Origin of the sequence: Stenotrophomonas sp. B2 (assembly GCF_014947095.1) — a bacterium.
Lineage (GTDB): Bacteria > Pseudomonadota > Gammaproteobacteria > Xanthomonadales > Xanthomonadaceae > Stenotrophomonas > Stenotrophomonas maltophilia_P.
In genome coordinates this window covers 109,401-124,629 of sequence record NZ_JADCQA010000006.1, presented here as the reverse complement: position 1 = coordinate 124,629, position 15,229 = coordinate 109,401, and the positions used below count along the sequence as shown (strand labels likewise).

The following is a 15,229-nucleotide window of genomic DNA, read 5'->3' as shown; positions in this document are numbered from 1 at the left end:
CTTGGGGTCAGAGCCCTTTGCGGCGCAGAGGGCTCTGACCCCACTTCGATGTGGCAGCGCCGGGCCAGGCCCGGCGTCTTCATTCGTCAGGCGAAGTGCTGATAACCACCGTCGGCCACTTCGCCATCCACGTGCACGCCCTGCCCTTCGGCGATGCGGCCAATGCGGGTGAGCGGCAGGTCCAGCGATTCGGCGAGGTAATGCAGTGCGTCGCGCTGATCGGCGGCCGCGGTGAAGCACAGCTCGTAGTCGTCTCCGCCACGCAATGCACAGTCGCGCGCGCCATCGCGGCCGAGCAGCTCACGCAGCGCGTGCGAGATCGGCAACGCATCGGTATCGACATGCGCTGCCACGTCACTGAGGCGGGCGATGTGGCCCAGATCGGCCAGCAGTCCGTCGGACACATCCACTGCCGCATGCGCGAAGGCACGCAGGCGCAGGCCGAGGGTCACGCGTGGCGTCGGCCGCAGCAGGCGCAGGCGGAGGCTTTCGTAATCGGCCAGCAACGTGGCCGTGGCCACGTTCAGCGCCCCCTGTTGCCACAGGCGCAGCGCACCTGCCGCATCCCCCAGCGTGCCACTGACCCAGATGTCATCGCCGGCCTGTGCACGGTCGCGGCGCAGGGCCTGACCACGGCCCACCTGGCCCATCGCGGTGACAGACAACGACAGCGGTCCGCGCGTGGTGTCACCCCCGATCAGCGCGACGTCATGCTGGTCGGCCAATGCGAAGAAGCCATCGGCGAATGCCTCGATCCAGTCTTCGGACGTTTCCGGCAATGACAGCGCCAAGGTGCACCAGGCCGGTCGCGCGCCCATCGACGCAAGATCGGACAGATTGACCGCCAGCGTCTTCCAGCCGATATCGAAGGCCGGCGTCTCCACCGGGAAGTGCACGCCACTGTTGAGTGTATCGGCGGTCACCACCAGCTGTTCATTCGCGCGCGGCTGCAGCAGCGCGGCATCGTCACCGATGCCGAGCAGCACGTCATCGCGCTCGGCGGTGCGGGCGCGGATACGGTCGATGAGGGCGAATTCGGCCAGGGACATGGGGCGTTCTGCTCTTATGTAGCAGCCGGGCCATGCGCGGCTGCAGTTCGATCACGCGCCACACTACCGGACGCAGCCCTGCCCTGCGCGGCAAGCCAGGCAGGGCACGGCTCTACAGCGATCGGGTCAGTGGCCCGATTCTACCTTGCGCCATTCCACGGCGGCGCGGTCCAGCACACCGTTGACGTAGGTGTGGCCGTGTTCGGAGCCGAAGCGCTTGGCCGATTCGATGGCCTCGTTGATCACCACGCGGTACGGCACGTCCAGGCGGTAGCGCAGCTCGTACGCGGCCAGGCGCAGCACCGCGCGTTCGATGGCATCGACTTCCTCGATGCCACGGTCCAGATACGGGCCCAGCGCTTCGTCGATGTCGGTGCGGTTGTCGAGCACGCCGTGCATCAGCGCCTCGAAGTACGCCAGATCGGCGATCTCGCGGGCCTGCTCATGCGCGAACTGGGCGATCAGCGACTGTGCGTTGCCGCCGGAGATCTGCCACGCATAGACGGCCTGCACGGCACGACGGCGCGCGCGCGAGCGCAGCACCGGATCAATGCCATCGCGGCGGACGGGTTTACCGGAGGGCTTGCCCTGGGTGTTCTTGTTCATGGCAGCTGCTCCAGAAGATTGACCATTTCCAATGCGGCGAGTGCGACTTCCTCGCCCTTGTTGCCGTGGCTGCCGCCGGCGCGGGCCTCGGCATCTTCCACGCGTTCCACCGCCAGCACGCCGTTCAGTACCGGCACGCCGAAATCCAGCTGCACGCGCATCAGGCCTTCGGCGCAGCGGTCGGCCACGTGTTCGTAATGACGGGTGTCGCCGCGGATCACACAGCCGAGGGTGAGGATGGCGGCGTGTTCATGGGCGGCGGCCAGGCGTGCGGCGACCAGCGGCAGTTCCCAGGCGCCCGGCACCCGGATCACGTCGATGTTGGCTTCGGTGATGCCGTTGCCGGCCAGGCTCTGGCGTGCGCCGGCCACCAGCGTATCGGTGATGCGGGCGTTCCAGCGGCTGGCCAGGATGGCAAAGCGCGCCGACTCGGGAGTGCGAAGATCGCCTTCGTAGTGGCTCATATGCGGCTTGGGGGACTCGATAAGGGGTAATTCTAGCGTGGATGGGCCCCGGCCGTGGTTGGCGGGGGCCTGGCATCCGCCGGGCATGGCCCGGCGCTACCGGGGTCGGATCCCGCACCGCGGCCTCCGACCCCACGGGGCGACCGTTACAGGGCCACCGTCTCCACCACTTCCAGGCCATAGCCGGCCAGGCCGATCTGCCGGCGCGGCGTGCCCAGCACGCGCAGCTTGCCCAGCCCCAGATCGGACAGGATCTGCGCACCCGCGCCATTGCGGCGCCACTGGCCCACATCCTTGTCCTTGCCCGGCACCACCGGTGCGGGCTGCTGGCGCAGGCGCGCGAGCAGCGCCTCGCCATCGCGCGGCGCCGACAGCACCACCATCACGCCGGCACCTTCGGCGGCGATTGCACGCAGCGCGTCGGTGGCGGCCACGCCGAAATCGTCACGACGCCAGTGCAGCAGGTCGGCCAGCGGATTCTCCACCTGCACGCGCACCAGCGTAGGCGTGCCAGCGTCGGGAGTGCCGCGGACCAGGGCGAAGTGCAGGTCGTGGGCGATGCGGTCGCGGTAGGTCACCAGCCTGAACGGGCCGAACTCGGTATCGATGTCGCGCTCATCGACGCGTTCGACCGTCTTCTCGGTGGCCAGGCGGTAGGCGATCAGGTCGGCGATGGAGCCCATCTTCAGGCCGTGCTCGCGGGCGAACACTTCCAGCTCCGGGCGACGCGCCATGCTGCCATCCGGGTTGAGGATCTCCACCAGCACGCCGGCCGGTTCCAGCCCGGCCAGCATGGCCAGGTCCACACCCGCTTCGGTGTGGCCGGCGCGGGTCAGCACGCCGCCCGGCTGGGCGATCAGCGGGAAGATGTGGCCGGGCTGGTGCAGGTCCGACGGCCGCGCGTTGGGCTTCACCGCGGTGCGGATGGTATGCGCGCGGTCATGGGCGGAGATGCCGGTGGTCACGCCCTCGGCCGCTTCGATGCTGACGGTGAAATTGGTCTGGAACTGCGCGGTGTTGGCCTGCACCATCGGCGCCAGGCCCAGGTCGGCGGCGCGGGTGCGGGTCAACGGCAGGCACACCAGGCCACGGCCGTGGGTGACCATGAAGTTGATGTCGCTGGCCTTGACCAGCTCGGCAGCCATGATCAGGTCGCCTTCGTTCTCGCGGTCCTCGTCATCGACGATGACGACCATGCGGCCCTGGCGGATGTCTTCCAGGATCTCGGGGATCGGCGCGAAGTTCATGCTGCGCCTCCCTGCAGGTGCCCGCCAACAAGACGTTCGACATAACGGGCGACCAGGTCGATTTCCAGGTTCACCGCACTGCCCACGCCGGAGGCGGAGAAGGCGGTGTTGGCCACGGTATGGGGGATCAGCGCGACCTCGAAGCCTTCCTCGTCCACTTCGTTGACGGTGAGGCTGACGCCGTCCACGCAGATCGAGCCCTTCTTGGCGATGTAGCGCAGCAGCGAGGCCGGCGCGGCGAAGCGCCAGCGCTGGGCGCGCGCGTCATCGTGGATGGACAGCACCTGGCCCAGGCCATCAACGTGGCCGCTGACCAGATGCCCACCCAGACGATCGGTCGGGCGCATGGCACGCTCGAGGTTGATGACCGCGCCCTGCTCGAGTTGGCCCAGCGTGGTCAGGCCCAGCGTCTCGGTGGAGGCATCGGCCTGGAAGCTGTTGGCGTCGAATGCGATGACCGTCAGGCAGACACCGTTGATGGCGATGCTTTCGCCCATCTGCACGTGATCGAACGGCAGGTTGCCGACATTGAAGGTGAAGCGGACATCGCCGCCGATGGACTCGCGTGCGGCCAGACGGCCGACGCCTTCGATGATTCCAGTAAACAAGTAACGTTCTCCGCAGGATGTGAGCGAAAAACGCCGCAAGGCAAACAGGCACGCGCAGGGCATGAGCCCTGTGGCACCGTCTTCTTTCATCCGGACTATGACCGTCGGCTCCGGCCTTGAACCGGATCTGCTGACCCCCGGCCGTGGGCCGGGGCGCTCGCGGGCTCGTGCTTGCGCACCTACCGCCGGTGGGGAGTTGCACCCCGCCCTGAAGACGTTTGTGTACCGGCGAACCGGCGCAGCAAGTGTACCAGCCCGGGCTGAACGGGGTGGGATGCCCGGCGCCGCAGCCGTTTCCCGGCGGGAAACGGATCTGACCCCAAGCCTGCCCAGCCTGTGACGGCTGTCTCTCGCATTTTGTAAAACTTTCATTAAAATTCGCCGCGGACGACATGAGGTCGCCACGGGCTGCGCCTCCGGCGCGCCCGCCAATGGACTGCAATTCACAGGAATTCCCATGCGCAAGCTCCTGATCATCGCCAGCCTGCTGGCCGTCGCTCCGCTGGCCTCTGCCGCCGAAGGGCTGAGCTACACCTACGTCGAAGGTGGCTGGACCCAGGTCAAGACCGACGACAGCGATTTCAACGACCCGAAGCTTGACGGCGGCTACGTGCGCGGTTCGTTCGCGCTGGCCGAGCAGGTGCACGTGTTCGGCAGCTGGTCGCGTACCAGCAAGAGCTACCACTTCACCGGTGCGTCGGCCAAGTTCGAACTGGACCAGCCTGAGCTGGGCATCGGCTACCACATGCCGTGGACGGACCGCCTGGACTACACCGCCGACATCGCCTGGGTGCGCCAGAACGCCGAGCTGACCGTGAAATCGGATCTGTTCGGCCGCGAACACCTGAAGGATCACACCAACCTGGCCCGCGCCACCATGGGCGTGCGTGGCAAGCCTTCGCCGAAGACCGAAGCGTGGGCCAAGGCCGGCTACATGGATGGCGGCAACGACTTCAAGGGCACCTGGGTCGGCACCGTCGGTGGCCAGATCAATTTCACCCCGACCTGGGGCCTGGTGGGAGAAGTCTCCGGCCAGCGCGATGTCACCCAGTTCTCGGCCGGCGTCCGCGCCAGCTTCTGATTGCCCGATCCTCGTCGTGCGATCGAACGGGCCCCGCAAGGGGCCCGTTTTTTTTCCGCTGCACACCGTTACCTGGCTGCATCGCGCCATCGAAAGCGTGGGCAGATGCGCTAGGCTTGCCCGCCTCTGGACCCGGAATCACTGTCATGAAGACCCCCCTGCGCTCCCTGCTGGCCACTGCACTGTTGTGCGCTCCCCTGTTCGCCAGCGCCGCCTCGACGCAGCTGAGCCCCGAACAGACGTTCGATCTCTATGCCCGCGTACTGCTGGAAGACGACGCGACCGCCACGCGCACGCTCAACGACGCGCTAAAGCCGGCGTTCGAGGGCCAGGACGCCGTGACCCCGAACCCGGGCGCGCTGGCCAAGGCATTGGCCGAACCCTGGCAGACGGTACTGACCAGCACCGGCGCTTCGATCGACGCTGCGGCCACCGAAGCGCTGTACGCCAAGGCGCTGCGTGATTCGAAGTGCCGCGCAACCCAGAGCGTGATCGAAGACAACGAATACGTTGAAGACCAGAAGCTGGCGCGGATCACCTACACCTGCCAGGTGCCCGACCTGGGCAAGGTCCGCCCGCTGTTCGCCGCCAGCCTGGCCGACCATGCCAGCCCGGCCTCGCGCAAGCAGTTCACCGACGCCTACACCCAGGCGCTGCAGAGTGGTGCACGCGTGCCGGTCAGCGGCACCTTCACCCTCTACCCGGCCAAGGACAACGGCTACTGGTACAGCGGCAACTTCGATGACCTGGTGGGCACCGTGGCCGGTGCGCTGGCACCGTTCGAGGACTGGATGCAGGACGCGCAGGCGGCCAACGCGCCGAAAGTGACCGGCATACCGGGCTGCGACCTGCTGCTGCAGCAGCACCGCGCCTGCGTGGCGAAGATCGCACCCGACCAGATCAGTGGCGTGGACGCGATGGCCGAAGAGCTGAAGGCCAAAGCGCAGGTGCAGTCGGCCGAGGAGATGACGCAGGAGTGCAAGGCACTGCGCCCTCTGGCCGAAATGATGTGGACCGACGAATGCACCTGAGCCGCTAAGTGGTAGCGCCGGGCCATGCCCGGCGACACTGCGCTGCCGTGAACCTTCGTCATCGTCGCCCGGATGTTGCCGAACACCTGGCGATGCGGGTGGCGCTCGCCGTCGTGCAGGGCTTTTGCCCGGTTCTCCAGGCGCGTGCAATGCGCGCACCGTGCTCCAGCTGTCAGTGTCAGTGACCGCTGAAGTCCGACTTTCGGAACTGTTGCATGGACAGGTAACTCCCGCCGCGTGAAGCTTGGGGGTGGACGGTGCACGCGCGTCGTTCGCCAGCGCGTTCCATGCTCGCTGGCCCGCGATGACGAATTCTCCCGGCGTGTGTTACGCCTGAACAACGCTCATGAGCAGGCCGTCCAGCGACGCGCCGATGCCGAGCCGTGGACGCAGCACTGCTCACAAGGCACACCGAGAGCCATCGGTGTCTGCTGGCAGAGCCGGCACGAGTCACCACGTATCTCTTCTCTCTATCATGTTGGAAATACAGATGTTCGCTTCGCTCAGACCCCTTGCTCGCGCCGCGCTGCGGCTGCTGCCCTCCCTGCTGCTGATCGGCTGCGCGCAGGGCGCTCAGACCCCGATGGCCATACCCGGCTCGGTCGTCAGCCTCGCGCCACCTCCGGGATTCGCGCCAGCACCCCATTTCTCCGGCTTCGCCAGCGAAGATGGTCGCGCCAGCATCCTGGTCGCCGAACTGCCCGCCGACGCCCGTGCCGCCGTCAGCGGACTGTTTGTAGACGAGGCAACCGCGCGCAACCGCTTTGCCAGCCAGGGCGTCCGGGTCGACCGTCTGGAATCGGTCACCAGCGAGGGGCGGACGATTCCGGTGGTCATTGGCAGCCAGATCGCCCACGGTTACACCTTCGACAAGTGGGTTGCGCTGTTCAGCGGCTCTCCAACGGTCATGATCACGATCCAAGCCCCGCGCGAACATGGGCTGACGCACAAGCAGGCAATGCGTGCTCTGGCCTCGGTGACCCTTGGCGCACAGGCCACGCTTGAGCAGAAAGTCGCCGCCATGCCCTTCAGCGTCAGACCCGAGCCACCCTTCCGGCTGATCGACACCCATGCAAACTCGGCCGTAATCCTTACGGCCGGTGAACTGGATACGGATCCCGAGGGTCGCCAACCTCTGGTGGTCGTCGCCTCCCAGCTTTCTCTGCCGTTTGATTCGGACGATCTGGCGGAGGTATCCGATCAGTTGATTGCTGGAACTGTCCGCATCCAGGGAGGGACCGTTGCCTCGAGGAGCAACGTGCCGTTCGGCGGCATCGAGGGACACCGCGTTGATGGACTCACACCCGACGGGCGTCACTACCGCCACTACCTTGCACTCTGGCCAGGTGAGCGGTTTGTCCGTCTGGCCGCGATTCTGCCGGCGGAGAGCACGCAGGACGTGGAAGAGGCGATTGATGCCATCGCCGCCTCGGTCCGATTCCACGAATGACAGTGCAGACCGGGGACGGCATCTGCTACCGCATCATGTGCGCAGCAGCAGGCGCAGGTCCTCACCTACCTGGCATTGCTCGACCACGCGCAGCCGGCGTTGCTGCTGCATCGCCTCGATGCCCAGTCCGGCCAGCAGCGGGCGGGCGCGTTCCCCCAGCAGGGTGGGCGCCTGGTACAGCAGCAGCTCATCCACCCAACCGCCGCGCAGCAGCGCACCGGCCAGCGTAGCGCCGGCTTCGGTATGCACTTCGTTGATGCCGCGCCCGGCCAGCAGGGTCAGCATCGCGCCAAGATCGAGACGGCCGTCGGCACTGGGCACGCTGGCGAATTCGGCATCGGCTGCATCGGGTGCACTGACCGCCGCATCATGCAGGTACAGCGTCGGTGCCCCACCCTCGCGCACGCGGCTGAACTGCAGGGAACGCAGGCGCGAATCGAGCACGACGCGCAGCGGCGGCATCACGTCGACGTCCCGCAGGCGCACGGTCAGCATCGGATCATCAGCCAGGACGGTATCGGCACCGGTCAGGATCGCGCCGGCGCGTGCACGCCAGTGCTGCACGTCTTCGCGCGCCGCTGCTCCGGTGATCCATTTGGACGCGCCGTCGGCCATCGCCGTACGCCCGTCCAGGCTGGCGGCCAGCTTCACCCGCAGCCACGGGCGATTGCGCTCCACGCGTGACAGAAAGCCCTTGTTGAGCTCGCGTGCCTGCGCCGCCATCAGCCCTTCGGCGACCTCGATGCCGGCGCCGCGCAGCAGGTCGAATCCGCCGCCATCGACCTGCGGGAAGGGATCACGCAGCGCAGCGACCACACGCGATACACCGGCCTCGATCAGTGCCAGTGCGCAGGGGGGTGTGCGCCCGTAATGCGCGCAGGGCTCAAGGGTGACGTAGGCAGTGGCACCGCGCGCCTCATCACCGGCCTCGCGCAACGCGAATACTTCGGCATGCGGGCCACCGGCACGCTGGTGCCAGCCCTGCCCGACCACACGTTCACCATGGGCGATCACGCAGCCGACCATCGGATTGGGGCGGGTGGTGTAGGCGGCGCGCTCGGCCAGGCGCAGCGCGCTGGCCATGTGCAGATGGTCGAGGACGGAGAATGGGGTGGTCATCTGGCCATGGTAACGCTGCCGGTGTTGATCCATGCCATCGGTGCCAACCAAGGTTGGCACCCACCAGTGAATGCGGCCATCGGTGCCAACCGAGGTTGGCACGGGCCACCGCAGAGGCGGTCAGCCCTTCTTCTTCTTGGCCAGGGCGATCACATCGCCCAACAGCTGCAGTTGTTCGGTGCTGGCCGGCAGCTCGCGTTCGAGTTTTTCGATTTCCTCGCGGAAATCGGCCACATCCTCGAAGCTGCGGTAGACCGAAGCGAATCGCACGTACCCCACGTGATCGAGCTTGCGCAGCTCGTTCATCACGAACTCGCCCACCTTGATCGAAGGCACTTCACGCTCGCCACTGAGGCGCAACTGATGGACCACCGCACGCACCGCCGCTTCGATCTTGTCTTCCGGCACGGCACGCTTCTGCAGCGCGCGATCAAAGCCGGCGCGTACCTTGCGCTGGTCGAAGGCCTCGCGGGTGCCATCGCTCTTGACGATGGCCGGCAGCTTCAGTTCGACGGTTTCCAGGGTGCTGAAGCGCTCGTTGCAGGCCTCGCACTCACGCCGACGGCGGATCGTCGCGCCGTCTTCAGAGACGCGCGAGTCGATGACCCGGGTATCGGCATGTTGGCAGAAGGGGCAATACATGGAACGCCTGGCTCAGGGGACAACCTAATGCCACGGTCATGGCAGCGTCGCAAAGGTACCTGAGAAGGGGCTTTCCGGCAAATTTCATGTGCGGTACGGTCCCTCGTCAAGGGCAACCCTGCAGCCGTCCCAGATGCACCCAGATACTCAGAAACACCCTGATGCGTGAGGCTGGACATGCCATCCCTACACCACCATGCGACTTGCCTGAAAAGTCAGGCGCCCGGAAGGTGAGCAGGCCGCCAGCGCAGCCAGGCCAGATGCGCCGCGGGCAGCAACAGCGGCGGGCCGAACAGCAACAGGCTGAAGCCGTCCATGCGTTCGGTCAGGCCGACCACCAGCCCCAGCACGACGGCGGGCACTGCTGCCAGCGCGCCCAGCGCCAGCAACGCCCACCACACCCGGCCCACTGCCTGCAGGCCAGACCGGCCCTGCAGGAGGAAACCGGCGCCGATGTACAACCAGGCAACAATGCCCAGCGCCCCGGCGGTGCCCCAGCACACCAGCAGCAGCCGGCTCGGCAGGCGGGTTTCCTGCGTCAGGCCGGAGTACACGCCCACCAGGGCCACGGTGCCTCCCAGCAGCACGCCTGGCAGCCCGAACAGCAGGGCCTGCACGAGGTGCAGGCGCTTGTGCAGACGTTCATCCATACGCTCATCCATGTGCGTTGCTCTCCCTGGGCCGGGGTCAGAGCCCTTCCCCTGCGGGACGGGATCCGACCCCATTACCCGATCAACCGTAGACCGGGTACTTGCGGCACTGCGCGCTGACGGCATCGCGTACGCGGGCGATCACGGCGTCATCGTTCGGCGCATCGAGGACATCGGCGATCCAGTTGGCCAGATCCACGCAGTCCTGCTCGGTGTAGCCACGGGTGGTCACCGCCGGCGTACCCAGGCGCAGGCCGGAGGTCACGAACGGCGAACGCGGGTCGTTCGGCACCGAGTTCTTGTTGACGGTGATGTGCGCCTTGCCCAGTGCCGCTTCCGCGTCCTTGCCGGACACGTCCTTGCCGATCATGTCCACCAGCATCAGGTGGTTCTGGGTGCCGCCGGAGACGATCTTGTAGCCGCGCGCGATGAGCGTGCTGGCCATCGCCTGGGCGTTCTTCACCACCTGCTGCTGATAGGTCTTGAAGGCCGGTTCCAGCGCTTCCTTGAAGGCCACCGCCTTGCCGGCGATGACGTGCATCAGCGGACCGCCCTGGATACCCGGGAACACGATCGACTGCAGCTTCTTGACCAGGTCCTCATCGGCACCCTTGGCGACGATGATGCCGCCGCGCGGGCCGCGCAGGGTCTTATGGGTGGTGGAGGTGACGACGTGGGCGTGGTCCAGCGGGCTCGGATAGACGCCGGCGGCGACCAGACCGGCGACATGGGCCATGTCGACGAACAGGTAGGCGCCGACCTTGTCGGCGATGGCGCGGAAGCGTGCCCAGTCGATCACCTGCGAGTAGGCCGAGAAGCCGGCCACGACCATCTTCGGCTTGTGCTCCAGGGCCAGGCGCTCGACTTCGTCGTAGTCGATCAGGCCCTGGTCGTTCACGCCGTACTGCACGGCGTTGAACAGCTTGCCCGAGGCGTTCACCTTGGCGCCATGGGTGAGGTGGCCGCCGTGGGCCAGGCTCATGCCGAGGATGGTGTCGCCCGGCTGCAGCAGCGCGAAGTACACGGCCTGGTTGGCCTGCGAGCCGCTGTGTGGCTGCACGTTGGCATAGTCGGCGCCGAACAGCTGCTTGAGGCGGTCGATCGCCAGCTGCTCGGCGATGTCCACGTATTCGCAACCACCGTAGTAGCGCTTGCCCGGATAGCCTTCGGCGTACTTGTTGGTCAGCTGGCTGCCCTGCGCTTCCATCACTGCCGGGCTGGTGTAGTTCTCGCTGGCGATCAGCTCGACATGGTCTTCCTGGCGCTGGGTCTCAGCGGCGATGGCCTTGGCCAGTTCGGGATCGTAGGATTCGATGCGGACGTCACGCGGGAACATCGGGTACTCCAGCAGGCAGGGAAAGGGGGTGTACGGCTCAGCCCCTGATTGTAGCCCCGCACCGGCCGGCTGGGGCCGAAACGGACGGGGCCGGATCCCTCGAAGGAATCCGGCCCCGTATGGTTCCGAGTGATGTTGCGGGGTCCTCAGCGGCTGCTGAGCACGTACTGGGCGATCACGCCGGTGGCGATGGCCACCAGCAGCATGTTGCCGCGGTCATCGCGGATCCAGTGGTGGCCATGCGGCGGACGGCGCAGGTGGTAGCGCGGATAGTCGTTCACCACGTAGATCGGGCCGCGATAGTAGTCGCGGTAGCGGTGCCCCACCTTCCAGCCATAGCCGGGGCCGTAGGCAGGGCGGTAGACCACACGCGGCGGCGGTGCCGGGCGGTAGTAGCGGTCATGGTCACGGTGCCACTCGCGGCGGTCCTGCCGGTAATCGCGCCGGGCCTCACGGCGGTCGCGCTCCCAGTCACGACGGTCCTGTCGCCACTCGCGACGATCCTCCCGCCACTCGCGGCGGTCGTGACCGCGGCCGCGGTGGTCGTCGTCGGCAAATGCCGGGGCAACCGCGCCGAGCGCCAGCACAGAGGCCACGGCTCCGGCCATTACTCGATTGATGCGCATGTCAGACCTCTGCTTGGGTGGTGGTGACCCCATATTGCGCACCGGATCTGAACCGTTTCCGGCTGGAAACGCTTCCCGCTTCAGGACTGTGACGGCGATTCAGGCCGCGGCCAGCCCGGCCGGCTCCCCGTGGCGCGGCGGGTAACCGGTTCCGGCTATAATTGGCGGTATTCCATTCAAGTCTGTGCCCGCTGCCGCACCGGGAAACCTCCCGTGACGGTCGGGCGCAGGGTCGCGCCTACGGAGACCTCATGTCCTCGCAATACATCTACACCATGAACCGCGTGTCCAAGGTGGTCCCGCCCAAGCGGCAGATCATCAAGGACATCTCGCTGTCCTTCTTCCCGGGCGCGAAGATCGGCCTGCTGGGCCTGAACGGCGCCGGCAAGTCGACCGTGCTGAAGATCATGGCCGGCGTGGATACCGATTTCGAGGGCGAGGCACGCCCGCAGCCGGGCATCAAGGTCGGCTACCTGGCGCAGGAACCGGAACTGGACCCGAACAAGACCGTGCGCGAGTCGGTCGAGGAAGGCGTGGGCGAAGTGCTGCAGGCCCAGGCTGCGCTGGAGGCGGTGTACGCCGCCTACGCCGAGGAAGGCGCCGACTTCGACGCACTGGCCAAGGAACAGGAGCGCCTGGAGGCGATCCTGGCCGCCGGCGACGCGCACACCCTGGAAAACCAGCTGGACGTGGCTGCCGATGCGCTGCGCCTGCCGCCGTGGGATGCCAAGATCGCCAACCTGTCCGGCGGTGAAAAGCGCCGCGTCGCGCTGTGCCGCCTGCTGCTGCAGAAGCCGGACATGCTGCTGCTGGACGAACCGACCAACCACCTCGACGCCGAGTCGGTGGAATGGCTGGAACAGTTCCTGGCGCGCTACACCGGCACCGTGGTGGCCGTTACCCACGATCGCTACTTCCTGGACAACGCCGCCGAGTGGATCCTGGAACTGGACCGCGGCCGCGGCATTCCGTGGAAGGGCAACTACACCGAATGGCTGGTGCAGAAGGATGAGCGCCTGAAGCAGGAAGAAAACCAGGAAAAGGCCCGCCAGAAGGCGATCCAGAAGGAACTGGAGTGGTCGCGCCAGAACGCCAAGGGCGGCCGTTCCAAGGGCAAGGCCCGTCTGGCCCGCCTGGAAGAGCTGCAGTCGCAGGATTACCAGAAGCGCAACGAGACCAACGAAATCTTCATCCCGCCGGGCGAGCGCCTGGGCAACATGGTGATGGAGTTCAAGAACGTGTCCAAGAAGTTCGGCGACCGCCTGCTGATCGACAACCTGTCGATGCTGATTCCGCCGGGCGCGATCGTCGGCATCATCGGCCCGAACGGCGCCGGCAAGTCGACGCTGTTCAAGATGATCACCGGCCAGGAGAAGCCGGATTCGGGCGAGATCGTGATCGGCCCGACCGTGCAGCTGTCCTACGTGGACCAGAGCCGCGACAAGCTGGAAGGCAACCACAACGTCTTCCAGGAAATCGCCGGTGGCCTGGACATCCTCAACATCAACGGCATCGAGATCCAGTCGCGCGCCTACATCGGCCGCTTCAACTTCAAGGGCCAGGACCAGCAGAAGATGGTCGGCTCGCTGTCCGGTGGTGAGCGTGGCCGCCTGCACATGGCCAAGACCCTGCTGCAGGGTGGCAACGTGCTGCTGCTCGACGAACCGTCCAACGACCTGGACATCGAAACGCTGCGTGCGCTGGAAGACGCGCTGCTGGAGTTCCCGGGCAACACCTTCGTGATCTCGCACGACCGCTGGTTCCTGGACCGCATCGCCACGCACATCATCGCTTTCGAAGGCGACTCGCACGTGGAGTTCTTCCAGGGCAACTACCGCGAGTACGAGGAAGACAAGAAGCGCCGCATGGGCGATGACGCTGCGCCGAAGCGCCTGCGCTTCAAGGCACTGAAGTAACGCAACAGGAAAGGCCGCGCTCGCGCGGCCTTTCTCCTTCTGTGGGTCGCCCGCTTGCTGGGAGACACCTTCACGAGAAGCCCTATGTCCCTGTTCGAACGCCTGTTCCAGCTGCAGCAGCACGGCACCACCGTGCGCACCGAGCTGCTGGCCGGTGTCACCACCTTCCTGACGATGTCCTACATCGTCTTCGTCAACCCCGAAATCCTCGGCACCACCGGCATGGATGCGGGCGCGGTATTTGTCGCCACCTGCCTGGCGGCCGCGCTGGGCTCCACGGTGATGGCGCTGGCAGCCAATTTCCCGGTCGGCATGGCTCCGGGCATGGGCCTGAACGCGTTCTTTGCCTTCACCGTGGTCGGCGCCGCCGGCCTGCCCTGGCAGCAGGCGCTGGCGGCAGTGTTCATCTCCGGCCTGGTGTTCCTGGTGCTGTCGCTGACCGGCGTGCGTGCCTGGCTGGTATCCGGCATTCCTTCGTCACTGCGCTCGGCCATCGTCGCCGGCATCGGCCTGTTCCTGGCCATCATCGCCCTGCAGAAGTCCGGGGTGATCATCGGCAACGAGGACACGCTGGTGGCGCTGGGCCCGCTCAACACCGCCCCACCGCTGCTGGCACTGGCCGGCTTCCTGCTGATCGCCGTGCTGGAGGCGCGCCGCATCCGCGGTGCGATCCTGATCGGCATCCTGGCGGTCACCGCGGCCGGCTGGGCGCTGGGCGACGTGCAGTATCAGGGACTGGTGTCCCTGCCGCCGAGCCTGGCGCCGACCTTCCTGCAGCTGGACCTGCCGGGCCTGCTGCACCACGACGGCGGTGCCCCCATCGCGGTGCTGCTGCAGGTGGTGCTGGTGTTCGTGCTGGTGGAGGTGTTCGATGCCACCGGCACGCTGTACGGCGTGGTCGGCCGCGCCGGCCTGCTGAAGCTGCCAGGTGCGCAGAAGCGTTTCGGCCGTGCACTGCTGGCCGACAGCACGGCGATCGTCGCCGGCTCCATGCTGGGCACCAGCAGCACCACGGCATTCGCCGAAAGCGCCTCGGGCGTGCAGGTGGGCGGCCGTACCGGCCTCACCGCCCTGGTGGTCGCCGCGCTGTTCCTGGCCGCCCTGCTGTTCTCGCCGCTGGCCTCGATGGTGCCAAGCTACGCCACCGCACCGGCCCTGCTGTTCGTTGCCGGGTTGATGCTGCGCGAGCTGGTGGAAGTGGACTGGAGCGACCTCACCGAATCGGTGCCGGCGGCCCTGTGCGCGCTGGCGATGCCGTTCACCTACTCCATCGCCAATGGACTGGCTTTCGGCTTCATCGCCTACGCCGCGCTGAAGGCCGGCACTGGCCGCTGGCGCGAGGTGCATCCGGCGGTGTGGCTGGTGGCCGTGCTGTTCGTGCTGCGCTTCGCGCTGGAGTAATCA

Annotated in this window: 15 protein-coding genes and 1 riboswitch; of the genes, 5 read left to right on the top strand and 10 right to left on the bottom strand. The window is 66.8% G+C overall.

Going from position 1 to position 15,229, the window contains the following annotated elements; genetic code table 11:
- Window positions 1–86 precede the first annotated feature (86 nt).
- From thiL to IMX13_RS08705, 5 genes are all read right to left on the bottom strand, one after another.
- A complete protein-coding gene (gene thiL, locus IMX13_RS08725; RefSeq protein WP_111186316.1) occupies window positions 87–1,049 on the bottom strand; it encodes a thiamine-phosphate kinase in 963 nt (320 codons plus the stop codon).
- A gap of 126 nt (window positions 1,050–1,175) precedes the next feature.
- Complete coding sequence (gene nusB, locus IMX13_RS08720) at window positions 1,176–1,655, bottom strand: transcription antitermination factor NusB (protein WP_053516471.1); 480 nt, start codon at window positions 1,653–1,655, stop codon at window positions 1,176–1,178.
- The gene (ribH, locus tag IMX13_RS08715) at window positions 1,652–2,119 is read right to left on the bottom strand and encodes a 6,7-dimethyl-8-ribityllumazine synthase (RefSeq protein ID WP_010481977.1); all 468 of its coding nucleotides are present in this window, start codon (window positions 2,117–2,119) and stop codon (window positions 1,652–1,654) included. The genes nusB and ribH overlap by 4 nt, the downstream gene beginning before the upstream one ends.
- A 146-nt stretch (window positions 2,120–2,265) precedes the next feature.
- Complete coding sequence (gene ribB / locus IMX13_RS08710; protein WP_053516472.1) at window positions 2,266–3,366, bottom strand: 3,4-dihydroxy-2-butanone-4-phosphate synthase; 1,101 nt, start codon at window positions 3,364–3,366, stop codon at window positions 2,266–2,268.
- A complete protein-coding gene (locus tag IMX13_RS08705) occupies window positions 3,363–3,974 on the bottom strand; it encodes a riboflavin synthase (protein ID WP_111186317.1) in 612 nt (203 codons plus the stop codon). Before IMX13_RS08705 ends, ribB begins: the two co-directional genes overlap by 4 nt.
- A 74-nt stretch (window positions 3,975–4,048) precedes the next feature.
- A riboswitch (FMN riboswitch) is annotated at window positions 4,049–4,194 on the bottom strand.
- Between the two features lie 237 nt (window positions 4,195–4,431).
- On the opposite strand from IMX13_RS08705, the gene IMX13_RS08700 reads away from it, so the two are divergent.
- The 3 genes from IMX13_RS08700 to IMX13_RS08690 all read left to right on the top strand — a co-directional run bounded on the left by IMX13_RS08700 (window position 4,432) and on the right by IMX13_RS08690 (window position 7,536).
- A complete protein-coding gene (locus tag IMX13_RS08700; RefSeq protein WP_053518907.1) occupies window positions 4,432–5,055 on the top strand; it encodes a hypothetical protein in 624 nt (207 codons plus the stop codon).
- Between the two features lie 146 nt (window positions 5,056–5,201).
- On the top strand, window positions 5,202–6,086 hold the full coding sequence (locus IMX13_RS08695) for a hypothetical protein (RefSeq protein WP_193396205.1): 885 nt from the start codon (window positions 5,202–5,204) through the stop codon (window positions 6,084–6,086).
- Between the two features lie 490 nt (window positions 6,087–6,576).
- On the top strand, window positions 6,577–7,536 hold the full coding sequence (locus IMX13_RS08690) for a hypothetical protein (RefSeq protein WP_193396204.1): 960 nt from the start codon (window positions 6,577–6,579) through the stop codon (window positions 7,534–7,536).
- 33 nt (window positions 7,537–7,569) lie between these two features.
- Here the strand turns inward: IMX13_RS08690 and ribD are convergent, their stop codons facing one another.
- The 5 genes from ribD to IMX13_RS08665 form a co-directional block, all read right to left on the bottom strand.
- Complete coding sequence (gene ribD, locus IMX13_RS08685) at window positions 7,570–8,655, bottom strand: bifunctional diaminohydroxyphosphoribosylaminopyrimidine deaminase/5-amino-6-(5-phosphoribosylamino)uracil reductase RibD (protein WP_193396203.1); 1,086 nt, start codon at window positions 8,653–8,655, stop codon at window positions 7,570–7,572.
- Between the two features lie 120 nt (window positions 8,656–8,775).
- Window positions 8,776–9,297 (bottom strand): transcriptional regulator NrdR, encoded by a 522-nt coding sequence (gene nrdR, locus IMX13_RS08680; RefSeq protein ID WP_053518899.1) that lies wholly within the window; start codon window positions 9,295–9,297, stop codon window positions 8,776–8,778.
- 215 nt (window positions 9,298–9,512) lie between these two features.
- Complete coding sequence (locus IMX13_RS08675) at window positions 9,513–9,947, bottom strand: hypothetical protein (protein ID WP_065175824.1); 435 nt, start codon at window positions 9,945–9,947, stop codon at window positions 9,513–9,515.
- A gap of 82 nt (window positions 9,948–10,029) precedes the next feature.
- A complete protein-coding gene (gene glyA, locus IMX13_RS08670) occupies window positions 10,030–11,283 on the bottom strand; it encodes a serine hydroxymethyltransferase (protein WP_065175825.1) in 1,254 nt (417 codons plus the stop codon).
- Window positions 11,284–11,429: 146 nt separating this feature from the next.
- Window positions 11,430–11,909: an RcnB family protein gene (locus IMX13_RS08665; RefSeq protein WP_065175826.1), complete on the bottom strand. Its 480-nt coding sequence runs from the start codon at window positions 11,907–11,909 to the stop codon at window positions 11,430–11,432.
- Between the two features lie 251 nt (window positions 11,910–12,160).
- Between IMX13_RS08665 and ettA the strand changes: the two genes are divergently transcribed.
- Both ettA and IMX13_RS08655 read left to right on the top strand, forming a co-directional pair.
- Window positions 12,161–13,825: an energy-dependent translational throttle protein EttA gene (gene ettA / locus IMX13_RS08660; RefSeq protein ID WP_005415249.1), complete on the top strand. Its 1,665-nt coding sequence runs from the start codon at window positions 12,161–12,163 to the stop codon at window positions 13,823–13,825.
- An 84-nt stretch (window positions 13,826–13,909) separates the two neighbouring features.
- Window positions 13,910–15,226, top strand: a complete 1,317-nt coding sequence (locus tag IMX13_RS08655) for an NCS2 family permease (RefSeq protein ID WP_074901828.1) — start codon at window positions 13,910–13,912, stop codon at window positions 15,224–15,226.
- The last annotated feature ends 3 nt before the right edge of the window (window positions 15,227–15,229 follow it).